7 protein-coding genes and 5 pseudogenes are annotated in these 17,074 nt (G+C 55.9%); 2 read left to right on the forward strand and 10 right to left on the reverse strand.

Going from position 1 to position 17,074, the window contains the following annotated elements:
• Positions 1-12: 12 nt before the first annotated feature.
• Together RY831_RS29785 and RY831_RS29790 are read right to left on the reverse strand one after the other, a co-directional pair.
• Positions 13-504: a PIN domain-containing protein gene (locus RY831_RS29785; RefSeq protein WP_326509961.1), complete on the reverse strand. Its 492-nt coding sequence runs from the start codon at positions 502-504 to the stop codon at positions 13-15.
• Positions 501-827, reverse strand: a complete 327-nt coding sequence (locus RY831_RS29790; protein ID WP_326509962.1) for a UPF0175 family protein — start codon at positions 825-827, stop codon at positions 501-503. Before RY831_RS29790 ends, RY831_RS29785 begins: the two co-directional genes overlap by 4 nt.
• 707 nt (positions 828-1,534) lie before the next feature.
• Here RY831_RS29790 and RY831_RS29795 point away from each other — a divergent pair.
• Positions 1,535-2,296, forward strand: a complete 762-nt coding sequence (locus RY831_RS29795; RefSeq protein ID WP_326509963.1) for a hypothetical protein — start codon at positions 1,535-1,537, stop codon at positions 2,294-2,296.
• Positions 2,297-2,306: 10 nt separating this feature from the next.
• On the opposite strand, the gene RY831_RS29800 is transcribed toward RY831_RS29795, so the two are convergent.
• The 3 genes from RY831_RS29800 to RY831_RS29810 all read right to left on the reverse strand — a co-directional run bounded on the left by RY831_RS29800 (position 2,307) and on the right by RY831_RS29810 (position 13,166).
• Positions 2,307-3,881, reverse strand: a complete 1,575-nt coding sequence (locus tag RY831_RS29800) for a methyl-accepting chemotaxis protein (RefSeq protein ID WP_326509964.1) — start codon at positions 3,879-3,881, stop codon at positions 2,307-2,309.
• Positions 3,882-4,286: 405 nt separating this feature from the next.
• On the reverse strand, positions 4,287-9,395 hold the full coding sequence (locus RY831_RS29805) for a RecQ family ATP-dependent DNA helicase (RefSeq protein ID WP_326509965.1): 5,109 nt from the start codon (positions 9,393-9,395) through the stop codon (positions 4,287-4,289).
• Positions 9,396-10,214: 819 nt separating this feature from the next.
• Positions 10,215-13,166 (reverse strand): PAS domain S-box protein, encoded by a 2,952-nt coding sequence (locus RY831_RS29810; RefSeq protein ID WP_326509966.1) that lies wholly within the window; start codon positions 13,164-13,166, stop codon positions 10,215-10,217.
• Positions 13,167-13,492: 326 nt separating this feature from the next.
• Here RY831_RS29810 and RY831_RS29815 point away from each other — a divergent pair.
• Positions 13,493-13,678, forward strand: a pseudogene (locus tag RY831_RS29815) (IS3 family transposase); the annotation flags it as partial.
• Between the two features lie 54 nt (positions 13,679-13,732).
• Here RY831_RS29815 and RY831_RS29820 read toward each other — a convergent pair.
• The 5 genes and pseudogenes from RY831_RS29820 to RY831_RS29840 all read right to left on the reverse strand — a co-directional run.
• Positions 13,733-14,029: pseudogene (locus RY831_RS29820) on the reverse strand (IS3 family transposase); the annotation flags it as partial.
• Positions 14,028-15,498, reverse strand: a pseudogene (locus tag RY831_RS29825) (IS30 family transposase). The pseudogenes RY831_RS29820 and RY831_RS29825, both read right to left, overlap by 2 nt.
• 62 nt (positions 15,499-15,560) lie before the next feature.
• Positions 15,561-15,752: pseudogene (locus RY831_RS29830) on the reverse strand (DDE-type integrase/transposase/recombinase); the annotation flags it as partial.
• A gap of 79 nt (positions 15,753-15,831) precedes the next feature.
• The gene (locus tag RY831_RS29835; protein ID WP_326509968.1) at positions 15,832-16,182 is read right to left on the reverse strand and encodes a group II intron maturase-specific domain-containing protein; all 351 of its coding nucleotides are present in this window, start codon (positions 16,180-16,182) and stop codon (positions 15,832-15,834) included.
• Between the two features lie 99 nt (positions 16,183-16,281).
• A pseudogene (locus tag RY831_RS29840) lies at positions 16,282-16,923 on the reverse strand (group II intron reverse transcriptase/maturase); the annotation flags it as partial.
• Positions 16,924-17,074: the final 151 nt, after the last annotated feature.

The following is a 17,074-nucleotide window of genomic DNA, read 5'->3' on the forward strand; positions in this document are numbered from 1 at the left end:
CTGTATGTCTGCTTAGCGTTCTTCTTGTGCCCTCCTTAGCACTTCGGCGACCAACTCATTGGAAAGCCGGTAACCAAAGCTAATCCATTGATCCAAAACCGGACCGACAGCTGGAATTAAACCACGGTTTTTTGCCGTCAGCAAAATACCGGCACTGCCAACCACGGAAAGGTTGTGCCGCCGCGCGACAATTCGTCCCAGACGTTCGTCAAGCAAAATAGGGCAGTTCTGTTTCAGAGCAAGCGCAATAGCCGCCTTTTCACCTGCATCAATCGGGGTGACTTCGAGCGAAGTCGGGAGCGCAGGATCATCAAGACGCGTGATTATGCCTTTAGCGACTGCTTGTTGAATTCTCTGCGCCCCTGGTTTGGACAGATCGTGAACGCATTCTTGCCACACAGTGTGCGGGACGTGAATGGTGCCGGCAACATCTCGCACCAGATCAAGGTAGTCGGATCGCGCAAATGCAATAAGAGGGCTCGAATCAGCAACAATAAGAGTCATTGTTCTAGCAGTTTCAACTCTTCATCGAGCTCAGTAGGATCGTACTTAACCGCTGGGATACCGATAGACCCGAGAATTTCGATAAACGCTTCCTGGGAAAGTCCGGCAAACCGTGCTGCCTTGGCAAGTGTCAGCACATCCGTTGCAAACAACTTGACGGCGACATCCAGCTTTACCCCGTGCTGAAGCAGGAATTCGTCGAATGGAACCGTTAAAAAGATCGGTTCACCGTGTTTGGCAACGACCGCCATTTCGCCAGACTCGGCAGCGCGTGTGATATCGCCAGTACGCTCGCGCAGATCGCGGACAGAAAATGTTTGCATAAGACCCCCATTGTGCCATCAAATGATAGCACAATATCTTGGTGGGACTTAATGCATAGTCACCGATGCGTCATCGGTCATTCTGCGGTATTTACGGTCAAGTTGACTAAAATTGGATAAAAGCAACTACGGACCATAACCATATTTATGCCGATCGTTATTTCTGGAACAGATCGGATGCAGGACCGCACATGGAGTCTCGGAGGGGACTGGATATTGTATAAAAGAAATTTCTAGACATTATGCGTATCCTGCTAGGGTTACGCAACGATATGCAACGTGATTCGCTCCACGACACTTGGGGCAGCCCACACGCAGGGGCAAGGCGATAGTCGATATTGACGGAAGGCTGGTCAAGATCCAAATACTTAGTGAATCTATAAGAGTCCGTTCTGATCAGAATGAAGCTATCTCCTGTACAAACAGCTGGAGAACGATCAGCAATGGGTGATGGCAGTCCCGCGCGATTTGCGCTGTTGCGTCCAACCCGACGATAGACGGCATGTGTTGGAAGATGTCTTCGTATTGCACGCTGGGGTGTCACCCTGCGCTTCTTTCGAAGTGTGGCGGTCATTACTAACTCTCTGATTTTTAACGACGTATGAACGGCGTGAAGGCGTTGGTACGGCATTTGCCATGCTTGTATTGGCCAGTAGGCTTTTCATGGTGCTGGCCTTATCCCAATCTACCAATGTAGGAGAAGGCAAATGAACGACAACACGGTGTGTATGCGAGAAATAGCATTTCTCGCCACGATTCTGGTGCTTGGCCCTAGTTTGGCACGAGCCGATGCATTTACCGTCATAGATCAAAATGCGAGTCTCAAAGTCACCATAAATGAACCTGGAACTCCTCTGGGAATCCCCAATGATCCGGTACAGTTCACTCAGACGCTTGAGTGGATCGTAGACGGGCGTCGGATATTGGTCTATCCGTCGGCGCCATCAAGCTGGCTTGATATAGGCCATTTTCATCCTGGTAGCCATGTCGGTGTCCATCAGCTACATGCTCAAGGTCCCATGCAGGGCTATGCCAGCAGTCCAAGTCAAGGTACGGTGGTCGGGGGCATCGTCTATACCGTTGAGGGAAAACAGCCAGGTGGCTGCCTGTCCCGCATTTGGGAAAAAATAGATATCGTCAATAAAACGGCAGACGCTATAACGCTACCATTGTCTGGTATGGGATGGAAGCCTCAGGGTGGTGCCCATCAATCCGGACTTGAAATGCCGGATTGGACGGGACGGGATATCAGAGGAACGACGACGGTTTACCTGCAAGGTAGCGCTACAACTGGCCCGTCGATCATAAGCCCGCCCTACGCGCCAGTGGCAGTCTTGCCGGTGGTCGTCTTTTCAGGATACAACCCGCTAAGTCAGAGTATCAGCGTGCAGGCCGGTGCCACGTTGACAATCATTACAGAACTCCGGGACTGTACAGACGTGGCTCCCACCGAGTCGGTGCCGCCTTAAGATAAATAGACTATTGGACAGCGGGCCCCATTGTAAAGACCGACACTGCATGGCTGAGGTGCATGGCTTGTTCATGCAAGGTACCTGATGCGGCGGCAGCCTGCTCAACCAGCACTGCGTTTTGCTGAGTCACTTTATCCATGTGGCCAACCGCATCATTGACCTGCTGTACCCCCAACGCCTGTTCATTGCTTGCCGCCGCAATCTCATCGACTACATGCGACATGCGGGCGACCGCATCGACAACCTGAGCCATGGTAACTCTGGCACCTGTTACGAGGTTGCTACCCGCGTTCACTTTTTCAACTGAGTCGTCAATCAGGTGCTTGATTTCTTTTGCGGCGGCGGCCGAGCGCTGTGCTAATCCACGCACCTCTGCCGCAACTACTGCAAAGCCACGACCGGACCCTCCTGCACGAGCTGCCTCAACCGCTGCGTTCAATGCCAAGATGTTGGTTTGAAAGGCAATGGCATCAATGGTGCTAGTAATTTCAGCGACACGTTTGGCTGAATCAGATATGGCATTCATAGTTGCGCCCACATCGGCAACGGCAGCATCGCTACGTCGAACGACAGCATGGGTTTCTTCCGACAACAGCCTTGCTTGCTGCGCATTGCTGGCATTTTGACTTACTGTCGCAGCAAATTGCTCCATGCTCGATGCCGTTTCTTCTAGGCTTGCCGCCTGTGTTTCGGTACGCGCCGAAAGATTCACGTTGCCTGCGGCGATTTCTCTCGTAGCCTGGTTGATTGTAGTAACGTTTTCTCGGATGTCGCCAATTGCAGCAAGCAGGTTGACCTGCATTTGGCCCAGTGCGCGCAATAATCTCCCGCCTTCACCATTGCATTGTGGCAGGGTTCGTTGTGTCAGGTCGCCGCCGGCGAGCGATTTCGCTAGATCAATAGCATCCCCCATTGGTCGCACAACGCCACGATCTATGTAGGCATACAGGGCAATGTTGAGCAGGCCACCGACCACCGCCGCATACAACATCCATTCGGGAATGGCGGCGGTAGTGAGCAGCAGATGTAATAGTGCAAACGCAGCGACGACGACCTGTGGCAGCGATGTTAATGCAATGCGTACTCGCATGGAGAGTCGGCCACGCCGTAGCAATGCCGATAAAGCAGATTTACGAACCAGGCGCCCTTGAGCCAAGGTGATCGTACTTTGGCTACCTTTGTTGATTTCAGCGTATGCAGCTATTGCGGCATGTATCTGCTGGCGCGTTGGCTTGGTTCGCACCGACATGTACCCGACGATTCGTCCGCCTTCGGTAATTGGCGTGACGTGGGCAATTACCCAGTAATATCCGCCATCCTTACGTCTATTCTTGACCGGCGCGCTCCATATTTCCCCGGCTTTGAGTGTTTGCCACAAATCGCCAAAGGCGCCCTCCGGCATGTCTGGATGGCGAACGATATTATGCGGCGCACCCATCAATTCGTCTTCGTCGAAACCGCTGACTTCTAGAAAATAGGGGTTGATATAGGTGATGCGGCCTTTTAGATCGGTCTTGGAGACAATAGGACGATCATCCTGTAGCACGTATTCGCTATCATTGACGGGCAGGTTCTTTCGCATTGTCTCTTCCTATTTGACATTAGGTCGGCTCGATACAATGCCCCCTAATTTCCGGTTGTCTTGCTGCAATACAGCGCATGGAAGGCATTACATCGATATTGCACCAAAGAAACTTTGATCTAAGTCAAAGTTTGGAGGCCGCAGTTTGAGCGTAGCGAGAACACTACGTTTTGCTACGTATTGGTATTTCTTGCTTCAATTAAGAAAGCAAAGGTTGGGTAGCTCCCACGAGATGGAACTCGTCATAGAGCAAACATTAAACATTATGGCAACGTTGGCAATGCGATACGAAGTAACTGTGGAACGTAGGTCTGGTAACGAAAACAGTCCCGTCATTGAAAGGGGAGTGCCCAACCGCGCTAACGCCCGGAAGGTGCAATTCCTCCCGTTTAACCCGGTTGACAATTACCGTAACGGGTCGGGGCGAATGATGGGCTCGAACACGAGTTCTGGCAGGATCACCTCCCACTGTTCGCACCGGAGCGACGCCTGGAACGTCGGATCGCTGTCCTTGCGCCGTCTTACGATGACGCTGTTCACCTTGCCAGACAAGAACCGCATGCCATCGGGAATCCGAAACGATCGCGCGAGGCGGCCGACGACGCGGCGCTTGTCGTCAATAATCTCCCATTGCTCGGCGTTCTGCTCGATCGTAACCGGGCTGTCGGCGGATAGCGACGCAATCGCGGCATGGAGAGGATCCTGTTCATGGCGCCGACCAGCATAACCGAGATCGACATGTTTCAATGGCAGACGCAGGTAGCGCCTGCGTAAAGCTTGTTGCGGCAGCAACGGCCGCGGTGGCCGGCGAATCATGACAGCTGGATTCGTAAGCAGCTCCTCGCAGAACCCTTGGCGACCATCGAGCCTGGCTAGAATTAGTGTGCTGCGCGCACGGGTCATGGCAACGTAATAGAGCCGCCGCGGCGCATCGCCATCCTCAGATGGACCTGAGCGTCGCCAATTGCCGTCCAATACTGCGACATGGTCGAACTCTAGGCCCTTGGCACGGTGCGCCGTCAACAACAGCAATCCGTTTTGCCGGCGCCTGACCTCTTGCCCCCATTCCGCCAGCCACTCGATAAAATGATCCACCAATACTTCGGCATGCGTTGTCTCAGCTGCATAGTGCTCGGCAGCTTCCAGGAGTAGGGTCCACCAGGGATTGATCGGCTGCCCCATCAACCATGACTGGATCTCGTCGATGGTGACGATGGTTCCCGGGCGGCCACGCAGCCATGCGACCAAGGCGCGCGTTTCCCGCAGCTGCCAGCAGTGTCCTGTGTCCTCATCTGCCATCTGCACCGGTATGTCGTGCTGTTCGCAGTAGGCACGCACTGGGTCAAGGGTCTTCCACTCGCGCGCGATGATGGCCATGCGGGACCAATCCCGCTCTGGTGAGAGCTCGAAGAGGCGACGCATCTCGGCCAAGACGGCCTCTGCTTGGGACAAATCGTCTTTACCCGCCTCGACGATCAACACCTGTCCACGCCCGACCGGGTCCAGCTTCGTCCAAGCCCCTCCAGCGTCTTCACTGCCGCGCCTGTGGTTGACGGTGATTGGGTGGTCAGCTTTCATCCGGTTCAGGGCAGGTGCGATGACCTGGTTCGATGCCGCGATGATATTGCCGGTCGATCGGTAGTTCTCGACCAGAAATACCGGTTTAGCAGCGTAGTCCTCCTCGAAGCGGCGAATGAACTCCACGCTGGCGCCGTCGAAGGCATAAATGTTTTGATCGTCGTCCCCGACGGCGAACAGCGAGAGACGGCCATCCTCCTCGGAACGGGCGCGACCCGCCAATGCCGCGATGAGTTCATATTGGTCCGGTCCGATGTCTTGGTATTCATCGACCAGGATCCATCGGAATGAAGCGAGTAGACGATCGCGCAAAGCATCGGCCTCGTCGATGGCCGCGCCTTCGCCCTTGAGCAACGCCACCGCCTCGCGCATGACCGATTTGAAGGCTTGTTCGTCTTTTGCCGCATGCGTGCGGAAGCTGGTCCCGGTGAGGCGCATGGCGAATGCGTGGCAAGTCATGACCACGACGCCTTTCGCATCATCACCAATTAGACTTGCCAAGCGGCGACGGATCTCGACGGCGGCGTGGCGGTTATACGCGAGGGCCAGAATGCCGCGGGGATTTTCTCGTCTGACCCGCACCAGATAGGCAATCCTGTGCACCAAGACCCGTGTCTTGCCAGAGCCGGGGCCAGCCAGCACCAACACATTGGTTTGCTCACGGTCATCGGCGACGATGCGCTGCTGTACCAAGTGGTTGAGGCTGTCGACGATCGCTGCGTAGGAGGCGGGCAAGGTCTGCTGCTCCAGTTCCTTTTGCTTCAGTGGCAGCCAGCGGCGCAGAAACTCCTCCTTATTCAACTTGAAGTAGTCGTTGGCGAGGCGTAGCGCGTCGTTCATTTGTTGCAGGCCGCGCTGCGCATATTCCGCCATGACGTGAATTTGCACGACCTGCTCGTCGTAGTGCATCTTCAGAGGCGCAAAGTCGGCTTTGATAAAACCGCGTCGCTCGCTACCCAGCCGGATGGTCATCGCCGGTCTAAAAACAGCCAGGCCTTTGTTGAGCCGGATGATGTCCTGTTCGTGTAGCCAGAGTAGGGCACGGTCTAGCAGCTTGGCGGAATCCTTGACCTGGCTGATCAAAACGACATCGGTCTTGAGTGCGGCATGCAGGGCACCGAGAGTGGTTTCGGCCAGCAAATCTGTGCCGCGCGCGCCGGAGGGCAAGACCGAGATCAAGTGCTGCAGGACCAGGGCGGCCGCCTGGCGTCGCAAGTCCGCGGTCCTCGCCAGGTGTGTCCAATCGCGCTGCAACGTGACTTGGATGTTCTCAGCGTCGAGCCGACGCAGACGCAGGCTCCCTAGGCCACCATCTTCGTTACGACCATCGCTCGCGATGCTGTTGATCAGTCGGGAAACCTTGTCGGGGAGGGCACCGGTGTGGCCTTGGTCTTTGAGCGCCTGGGTGGTATGCCGTAGCTGAAGCAACGACGTTTCCCCCTTTTGCAGGTCTGGAGCGACTTCCCGCATCAGATCGATGAGGCCGTTTTCCAGGGCGATCGCTTCCTCCAGCCGCTTCTGGGAGGAGCGATTGACTCCACTGTGCACGAAGGCGGTCAGGCCGGTGTCGTTGCTGGCAATACCCAGCCGCTCGAGGTCATAGAGCGCGGTGCGCAGCTTGTCAGCGGAGAGGCCGGCTATACCCATCAACTCGTCGGTGGAAATGCCCTCGTCGGCCTCAGCCGACAGCATGGCGTAGATAATGGCCAACAGTTGGCGACGGTAATCGTCGAAAAGTGCTTGCTTCTTCAGCTTGTCTCTTGCCTCGTCCATCGTCGCTATCCGCAGCGACGATGGGAAGACTTGAACGTGGTTTTCGTCACGGGTCAGAAGCGCAGCTTCCTCCAGCCAGGAAATGGCGGTCCTGACCCGGGTGTCGTCCGTGGCCGAATCGCGCTCGAAGTCACCCTCTGCGTCTTCCGCAAGGATCTCACCCGCGGTCGCGATTACCTCTCCGGTTGCCTGCTTCTTGCGCTCCAGCGCACGTAGGGACTTAAGGACAGCCTGGATTTCCTTCTGAGTCAGCCGCGAGCGCGCCGACATGCTGAACTGGCGCTCCACGTCCTCAGCTGTGTAGAGCGCGATACAGCGTGCGGGTGCCCGGTCGCGGCCGGCGCGCCCAGCTTCCTGCAGGTAGTTTTCCAGAGAGCCCGGCATGTCGGCGTGGATCACCAGGCGCACGTCCGGCTTGTCAATGCCCATGCCGAAAGCATTGGTGGCAGTAATGACCCGCAATTCCCCCTCCACGAAGCGTCGTTGAACGTCTTTCTTGGTCTCGGGCGGCAGGCCGGCATGGAAAAAGTCGGCTGCCAAGCCTTTCTTTTGCAGGTATTTGGCGATTTCCTCGGTCTGCTTACGGGTGGCGCAGTAGATGATCGCGCCGCCGGGCATGTCTTCGGGCAGTTCGCTCTGCAATATCTGATGCAGGTGGGGAAACTTGTCCGCCGGTGTGGTCGGCACCACTGCAAAATCAAGGTTGTCGCGGCTCGCACCACCGTCGAACACGGTCAATTCGATACCAACCTTGGTGCGAAAGTGCTCAAGCATGTCTGCGACCACGTCTGGCTTAGCCGTGGCAGTCAGGCAGAGTACTGGGGCGGCGACGTCCACCTTTGCCGATTCCCGAATGAAGCGGCCGACGTAACGGTAGTCGGGACGGAAGTCATGACCCCACTTTGAAATACAGTGCGCTTCGTCCAATACCCACATGCCAATCTCGCGTTGCGCCAGCACCTTACGTACGGCCTTGCTGCGTAGCTGTTCAGGCGCGACGATGAGAATCCCGACGTCGCCCAGCCGCACCCGGTCGAGCACGTCGGCGCGCTCCGGGAGGGATAGCAAGCCGTTGATGGCGGCGCACACACCAATTCCCCGTGCTTCTAGGCCGGCTACCTGGTCGGCCATAAGGGCAACAAGCGGCGAAATGACGACCGTCAGCGCACCGGTCTTGTCGAAGCGTGATAAGGCCGGAATCTGGTAGCAGAGCGATTTTCCAGTGCCTGTTGGCAAAATACCAAGAACATGGTGTCTCCCCATGGCTGCTTCGACGATCACTTCCTGCAAAGGCCGACCGGAAGCATCGGCGGGTTGCGGCCGGAACTCGGAGAACCCAAACCAACGCTTCAACTCCTTGCGTGGGTCGTGCCGCTCGCGACACCATGTACAGTCCGGAGCGCCGCAAGCGGTATCGCGCAACCGGCGTACGATGTCGCCAGCTTCTGGATACTGATGGCGGACCCATGGCGGCATCACCGAGTTGCCGCCAGCGACGGAAAGCCAGGCCAAGGCGTAGGCCAGCGGCCAGCCGTAGGTTTTTGCCTTCGCAAGAATCTCACGTGCGCTCGTCTCGCAAGCCTGGCCTTGGATGCGATGGCCTATGGCGATGTGCGCTTCTTCATCGGTGGGACGGGCAACGCGTCGCACGGTCAGAAAGAAGGCGTTCAGGCCCGACACCGTGTTGTCCGAAGTGGTAAGCCAATGCCACGCAGCGACCAGGTCAGGGTCTTCCTGCGCCAACTCCTTGAATGCCAGGAGCTGATCCCGAAAGACCTCAAGCGTAAGCCGGGCATCAAGTTCAGGATCGTTCAACTGCCCGCGTTGCAGCTTCCCGTCCTGGTAGTGCTTGACCAGGCGATGGTAGGGGTTGCGTGGAAACGCCAGCGGGTTCAAGCAAAGCGTATCGATCGTCGGCAGGCTGAGCAAGCGAAGATCTGGTTTGACGGCGGCGAGGTGCGGCCGATCGAAGGCAATGATGTTATGGCCGAGCAGGAAGGAGGCGCCATCGGCGACTTCATCGAGCTTGGTCAGCGCCGCCAGCAAATCACCCTTTTGATAGACGTAGGATGCGTCGGTGTCACCCCGGACCCCGGCAAAACGGTGAATCGTCGCGTCTTTGATGCCAACCTCGAGATCGACGGAGACGCAGCGCGGGCTCAAAGAGGGACGCGGTAATGACGAAAGCGGTGCGACTGCCGGTACCGCGTTCGACTCGGCGTCTAAATGGTCTCGGTCGGCGCGGGATGATTCATTAGCATGTGAGGCTGGCGTCGTCACAATGAGAGCCCTGAAAGAGATGTTGCCCGAAACGAGGCCCTCATTATGGCCTTTCTGTACACCTAGCTTCACATTCTACTTGTTGAGTTGCCAATGTGAAAGAACTGGATATTTACGAAAAGTCCATTTCTTTGATTGACGTCCTATCGGGCGGTTAACCAGCAGCCAACGCCGCTATCGTTCGGGACAAGTTTTTGGATCGTAGACATAGAGCCTGTTCGGTATCTTTTTTACATGCGCGTTCGAACGAGAAGGGATGCAGTGCAAGGCGCGACGTGTCGCACAGGGTAGGCCCCGGTGCGCACGGACTCGGCATCCCCCGCAGCACCGCAATGTGCCCGGGGCGCCGAGTCCTTCTCGTTCGAACCCTAAGGGCAGCCCTGGAAACCGGTCACCTGCGGTGTTGTGGGGGACGCCGAGTCCTTCTTGCCGTAGTCCCGATACGACGCGTCGCCGAACCTAGCACTCAACCGGTTTCCGGGGCTGCGCGCATGCCAAAAAGATACCGAACAGGCTCTTACGCGGTGCGAATTTTCCGCTTCTCCTATCTAGTTCAATCCCAGTGCCGTGGTGACGGGGGTCTCTTCAGGCAGAAGATAAGTTGCAATAAAGAAATTATTTAACATTATGCGACATCCAAGCAGATCTGGTAGAGCGATCAGGTTCCGACCCGTATGCCTCTATGCCTCTATGCGAAAAAGGTCAAGGGAGAGAACCGGGAGAGTTTTCCGTTTCGTAAAAGGTCTGGTCTAGAGCAGCGATGACCTGTCCAATCTGATATGGCTTGCCCAGTACCTTCACGTCTGGGAACGTTACCCTCCGTTCGGAATATCCAGTGGCGAGCACGACTTTCAAGTCCGGATATTGCTCGCGAACGATCTCGGACAACCGGATGCCGTCGATCTTGCCGGGCATGACCACATCGGAAAAGACCAGGTCAAATTGGTGCCCGGATTCGAGCAGCGCAAGCGCCTGTTCACCATCACTTGCTGACCTCACATTAAATCCATGGGCTTCCAGCGCCGGGTGCACCGTTTCCCGTATCAAAGGATCGTCTTCGACGAAAAGAATGGACTGGTTTCGCAACGCTGCTGGCCGACTATGAGCTAGCTTCGCATCTTCCCGTTCCACCTGTTTTGCCGATGAGCGCGGCAGCAAAATGGAGACTTCGAGTCCTTTACCGGGTTCGCTGCGCAGGTTCAAGCTACCATTCATTTGCTTCACAAACCCGTACACCTGTGCCAGTCCCATACCGGAACCCTTGCCGACTTCTTTCGTCGTGAAAAACGGATCAACCGCCTTGGCGAGCACCTCCGGTGTCATTCCTTCGCCAGTGTCAGCAATCGTCAGACACAGATATTCTCCAGGTGCGAGTTCACTGCTGGCGTCATCGATGACTTCATTGCGGCCTTCAATTCGAAACGCACCTCCGCTTGGCATGGCGTCCCGCGAATTCATTGCCAAGTTGAGCAGGGCTAGCTCAAATTGCAATGGGTCGATCTCGACCGCCCACAAGTCATCTTTCAATTGCAGCTCAAACGCAATGTTGCTCGGCAAAGCACCTTGAAGCAGGGCGAGCATGCCACTGACCTGCTCAGCCAGATTGACCACTTTCAAATGTGCATCCTGCGCCCGTCCGAACACCAGCAGCTGCCTTGTCAAGTCGACGCCACGCTGAACAGCGCGCCTGGCTGCCTCGAGCGTGGTTTTGACTTTCGGACTTTCCGACGTAATCATCGCCACTTCAATACCCATGGTCAGGGTCTGCAGGACATTGTTAAAGTCGTGCGCAATGCCTCCAGTTAGACGTCCAAGCGCTTCCAACTTCTGTGCCTGTTGCAACGCTTTACGGGCTTCGTTCAGCGAATGTAGACGCTCCCGGTCTCGGCGCTCAGCATCCTTGCGCCCGGTAATGTCGCGGATAAAAGCATTAGTCACATAGCCCTGGCCATTGTGGTATCCCGTCAAGGCCAATTCCACGGGGATGCGGGAGCCATCACGCCGCAAGGCTTCCAGCTCCACGACTGTGTCCATCAAGGCGCCGCTGCCGGTGGCGATAAAGCGCCGGTATCCCGCATCGTGTACCGCCCGCTTTTCTGGCGGAATGATCAGCTCACTGATGTATTTTCCCAGGGCTTCCTTGGCCAGCCAGCCAAAGGTACGTTCAGCCTTCCGGTTCCAGTCGGTAATGCGGCCGTTGCCATCTGCGCTGAGAAAGGCGTCGTGGGAATTGTCAATAATGATCTGAATTCGTCTTTGCTCTTCCTCCAACCGCCTGAGGGAGTCCTGGAGCGCTGCTTCATTGTGCTTGCGGTCAGTAATGTCCGAAGCGGTGCCAACGATGCGCAACGCCTTGCCCCCAGGGTCGCGGCTGACTACCATTCCTCGCTCTAAGACCCATTTCCAGTCTCCATCCTTGCAGCGCAGGCGGTGCTCACTAGTGTATCCAGGAGACTCGCCAGACAAATGCGCCTCGAGAGCCTTGTGAAAAGCCGGCAGATCGTTCGGATGAATGCGCCCGGTCCATTCATCCACGTTGTCGCCGACCTCCGGTTCCCGATACCCCAGCAGTGCTTTCCAGCGCCGCGAAAGGGTGACCTTCTGGGCCGGCAGGTCGAGGTCCCACACGCCGTCACCGGCGCCTTCCAGCGCGAACTTCCAGCGCGCTTCGCTCGCCGCCAGAGCAGTCGCATCCCTGGCGCGCTGCTGTAGGCTTCGCAGGAGCACATGGCCGACGAGCACGAGCAGGAGCGAGACGCCCAAGCCAGCCAGCAGGTACACACGGCGTTGCGCGTAATAGGGTGTCAGGATGGTATCTATGGATTGGCCAACCGTTACTGCCAAGCCAATCTTGGGCAATGCACGCCAAGCGTACATACGTTCGATGCCATCAATCTCCGATGGCGCACGATACCAGCCGCTGTCAGTTCTGGGGCCAATCCAGAAGGTTTCCTTCATTGCTTTTCCAAGCGCCAGTTCTGGCTTGGGCGAGCGCGCCAAGATTTCGCCGCTGGCGTGCAGCACCGTGGTGGCGCCACCCGCTCCCAAATGGATGGTGTCAAAAAATCGAGAGAAATAATCCGGCGCGACCGACAGCACGATCACCCCGGCAAACTGGCCACTTGGCCCAATGATGGGGCGCGTGAACTGAATGCTCCAGCGTTTTGATACACGACCCAGAACCGGCTTGCTAATAAAGAGCTTGTCGCCGGGTGTATCCGCATGCACGCGGAAATGCTCCCGGTCGCTCAGGCTAATCCCTTTGGCTTGCACATCGCTGCTAGAAAACTGCAACGAGCCGGCTGCGTCGATAATACCTACTTGGAAACCTACTTCCTCGGCAAGATAGGTTTGCCGCTTTTGCACGGCATCGGCGAAGTCAAGCCCAGCCATTTGCCAGCGGTCGCGCAGGTCAATGAGGGTCATATCAATCGAATCGACCGATGAAGTGACTTCTTCGGCAAATGCGCGCGCCAAATTCTGTGTCTCGACCTGGCTGCTGACAATTGATTGTTTGTGCAGGCGATGCAAGTCGTAAAGAAGCAGGGACCAGAAGAGTGCCAAAGCACTGATCAAGCCAAAGGCACCTTTTAGCCATAGGGGTAAGCGGGACAACGCAAGTTGTTTCATCGTCGGAGAGAACTGCAGGAACATACCAATACCATCACCTGTTGCACCGGTTCATCTTATAAATTCCCTTGTTTCGGCCCGTGGAGCCTTTGTCGAACGCTATTGTACTGGTATGAGAGTTACGCTGTGCCGATGCCCTCACGGGCAGTTTTAAGGCACTTACTTGAATGTACGATCCCATCTTGGGTTGCTGGTGCTTGCCGTTTTGCTACCTGGAGTTGTGTTTTCGGCTGTAGTGCTCAATTTCTCATTGCAGCCGAAATGGAGGCAGTCCTTAGGTGACCTTGTCCCGATTTCACGTACAGCAGGAAATTTGGCAGACTTTGAACAGCTTGAGACATAGGACCGTCAACGCTGTGACGGAATTCTTCTTTAGCAGCGTGAAGAAGGAAAGGATCTGTAAATGTATCTACAAAACACGTGATTTGGTGCGCGCCGACATCTTCGATTACATCGAAGTCTTTTACAATCGTCCCCGACGCCACAGCTATCTAGCCGACGTCATTCTCGAGGCGTTTGAACGCGCCTTATTGTGAGCTCAGGATTTCTACGGTAACGGGGGTAGACTAATCTGAATCGCCCCTAGTATCCTAGACACTAGCGAGCCGTTCGAAGTATTGCTTCTCGTAGTCTACCGGTGATAGGTGATGGTTGTAACCATGCCGGCGCTTTGGGTTATAGATCATCTCGATATAGTCGAACACATCCTGTTTTGCTTCTTCACGCGAGTTGTAGATACGACGTCGTATTCGCTCTCGCTTGAGCAATTGGAAGAAGCTTTCCGCTACGGCGTTGTCATGGCAGTTCCCGCGCCTGCTCATGCTGGCTTGCAGGTTGTGCGCGTTCAGGAATGCCTGCCAATCGTAACTGCTGAACTGGGCGGATTCAACCGGTCGTCGCAACACCATATTGTTGAACAGATTTCAGGTACTCGTCCAGTGCTTCGGCTGGCGTCTTCCAACCGAGCGTTTTTCGTGGCCTGGAATTCAGTGTATTGGCAACGGCCTGGAGCTCTCGATCGCTCCAACGAGCCAAGTCTGTGCCCTTTGGGAAGTATTGCCGAAGAAGGCCGTTCGTATTCTCGTTTGTTCCGCGTTGCCATGGACTATGCGGGTCAGCGAAGAATACCTTTACCCCGGATTCGATTGTAAAACGGGCGTGATCAGAGAGTTCTTTGCCCCGATCCCAGGTCAATGACTGCCACAACTGGGCAGGCATCTCAGTGACGGTTTTCTTGAGCGCATTGGCCATCGTGACAGCTCCGTAGCCAGCCAGCGCAGGACCATTCTTCGTCCTGGGCATCAGCCCGTAGCCTTCCTCGCGTGGCAAGTGAATAAGCATGGTGAATCGGCTTGAGCGCTCAACCAGCGTTCCAATCGCCGACCTGTTCAGGCCGATGATCAGGTCACCCTCCCAATGCCCCGGCACAGCGCGATCCTGCACTTCTGCAGGCCGGTTAGAGATCATCACCTCCTCGCTAACGTGCGCCCAAGCCTTGGCCTGTGCCCTGGCTCTAGGCACGCGCAACGCTCGCCCGGTGCGCAGACAGCTAACCAGCTCGCGTTTGAGAGCCCCTCGGCCCTGGATGTAGAGAGCCTGGTAGATGGCTTCATGAGAGATACGCATGGATTCATCATCCGGAAAGTCGATCTGCAGTCGATTGGATATCTGTTCGGGTGACCAGCCATTGCCCCATTTGCGGTCACCGCGATGCGGCTTGTTTCTACCTATGAACGGCGCTGCCACAGGCCCAGAAATATTACGCCCCTTAGCGTCGCGAACCTTGCCCTCCAGACGGTCTTGCACATAGTGGTGTAATCGTGGATAAGTCGTCAATTTGCATGGTTTGGGTCTTTTGGCAACCAGTTCCGCCTTCCACTGCGCAACCGAAGCGCGATACTCAAGTTGGCCGCCACGAGTTGTAGCGTTGCGTCTCAGTTCTCGGGATACCGTTGATGCACTGCGCCCGATACGGCGAGCAATCTCTCGTACTCCAATGTCTTGGCATGAAAGTAGTCCAATCTCTTCTCGTTCGGCAAATGATAAGTATCTCCCGGATATCGGGCTCAACATGGAAAGTGGCATGCCACCATTATGACGAAACCAGCGAGTTCCCACTGCTTGCGACACGCCAACCGCTTCAGCAGCCTTCTCACTTGTAATGCCTGTTGCGATCTGCTCCCANATTATGACGAAACCAGCGAGTTCCCACTGCTTGCGACACGCCAACCGCTTCAGCAGCCTTCTCACTTGTAATGCCTGTTGCGATCTGCTCCCAAAATCGCCGTTCGGTCTCACGCCGATGCGACGGCGCACCTGGTGAGCGCATCGGTCCCCGCCCCGTCAACTTCTGCATCCATCCCGCTGGTCTTCCCATAAACACCTCCTTGATTTAAGGTGTTGCGACGACCAGTTGAATCCGCCCTGGCTTCCCTGGTCCGAATGCACCGTCACCGTCTCTTTTGGTTGGCGGCGCCAGACGGCCATCAGTAACGCATCAAGTGCCAGCTCCTTGTTCGTTCGAGATTGCATCGACCAGCCTACTACCTGGCGCGAGAACAGATCGAGTACGGCAGCCAGGAACAACCAGCCTTCATGCGTACGGATGTAGGGGTGAGTAGACCGTGGGGATTTCACCCACGGCCCCTCGCAGAACCGTACGTGACACTCTCGCGTCATACGGCTCCCATCATCCAGCCTTCGGTAGACATCCCAGTTTCCAATGCCAGAAGGCATGTGGAAACTTCCGCGCAAGCCGCCCAAGAGCGTGCCCTGCTCGGGTTTTATGCCGAGCCAATTGCTTATACTTGCGCATCATCCAGCGTGTCAGATAGGCATTCAAGTGTCGCCACACAGCCGACATCGCCGATTGATAGAATCGGCCGTAATACTGATGCCAGCCCCGAAGGATCGGATTGAACATGGCCGAGAGGTCGGCCAAGCTCTTGTCACATTTCAGCTGAAGGTGCCAACTCCGTATAGTTTGTCGCATTGCCTTGAGGGCATCACGGCTAACCGCCGGTGCGAAGTTCACATACATCCGACCGTACTTATCAACCGCTTTACGCCGTCGGAAGCAATAGCCGAGGAAGGTAAACTGCACACACGGGAAGTCTCCCTGCCGATTGACATCCTTGCAGTACACAATTCGCGTTTTTTCAGGATGCAGTTCAAGTCCACATTGCCGGAAGCGTTCGCCAATCCTTTCCAGCGCAAGTCTGCCCTGCGATAGGCTACGACAGTGGACGACTCCATCATCAGCGTAGCGGCAGAACCGCACACTGGGAAGGTGCTTCGCCACCCACATGTCGAAGGCATAGTGCAGAAACAGATTAGCCAGTATAGGGCTGACGACACCGCCTTGCGGTGTGCCGCGAGTACGGGCTAGCACCGTACCATCGGGCATTTACATTGGCGCTGTCAACCAGCGTTCAACGTACAACAATACCCATGGTGTTTGACAGTGCTTCCTGAGCGCTCGCATAAGCAGGCTGTGATCAATGTTATCAAAGAGCCCTTTGATATCAAACTCGATCACCCAGTCATATTCCCAGCTGCGCCGCCTCACCATGGCTATCGCATCGTGCGCCGAACGCCCGGGGCGGTAGCCATAAGAATTGACATGGAACACCGGGTCAATGATCGGTTCCAGCAGTCGCTTGACTACTGTTTGCGCGACCCTGTCAGCCACTGTCGGTACACCCAGCATTCGCACTCCACCAGACTTCTTTGGAATAGGAACGCCTTTGACAGCTGGCGGAAAGTAACTGCCGGAACACATGCGATTCCACAGTTTGTACAGGTTGCCACTCAGGTTAGACTCGAATTGCTCCAACGATTCGCCATCAATTCCCGAGCTAGTGTCAAGACTGGTGTATGGCGGCTTGAAGGATAGCGGCGTCAGGCGGCGAGTTTTTGCTGTTCCGGTGGAT

It is taken from the genome of Noviherbaspirillum album, assembly GCF_035916955.1.
GTDB lineage: Bacteria > Pseudomonadota > Gammaproteobacteria > Burkholderiales > Burkholderiaceae_D > Noviherbaspirillum > Noviherbaspirillum album.

What these genes read in the sequence shown, in the direction of transcription:
- RY831_RS29785 (WP_326509961.1), bottom strand. Translation starts at nt 504, where the DNA reads ATGACTCTTATTGTTGCTGATTCGAGCCCTCTTATTGCATTTGCGCGA.
- RY831_RS29790 (WP_326509962.1), bottom strand. Translation starts at nt 827, where the DNA reads ATGCAAACATTTTCTGTCCGCGATCTGCGCGAGCGTACTGGCGATATC.
- RY831_RS29795 (WP_326509963.1), top strand. Translation starts at nt 1,535, where the DNA reads ATGAACGACAACACGGTGTGTATGCGAGAAATAGCATTTCTCGCCACG.
- RY831_RS29800 (WP_326509964.1), bottom strand. Translation starts at nt 3,881, where the DNA reads ATGCGAAAGAACCTGCCCGTCAATGATAGCGAATACGTGCTACAGGAT.
- RY831_RS29810 (WP_326509966.1), bottom strand. Translation starts at nt 13,166, where the DNA reads ATGTTCCTGCAGTTCTCTCCGACGATGAAACAACTTGCGTTGTCCCGC.
- RY831_RS29835 (WP_326509968.1), bottom strand. Translation starts at nt 16,182, where the DNA reads ATGTATGTGAACTTCGCACCGGCGGTTAGCCGTGATGCCCTCAAGGCA.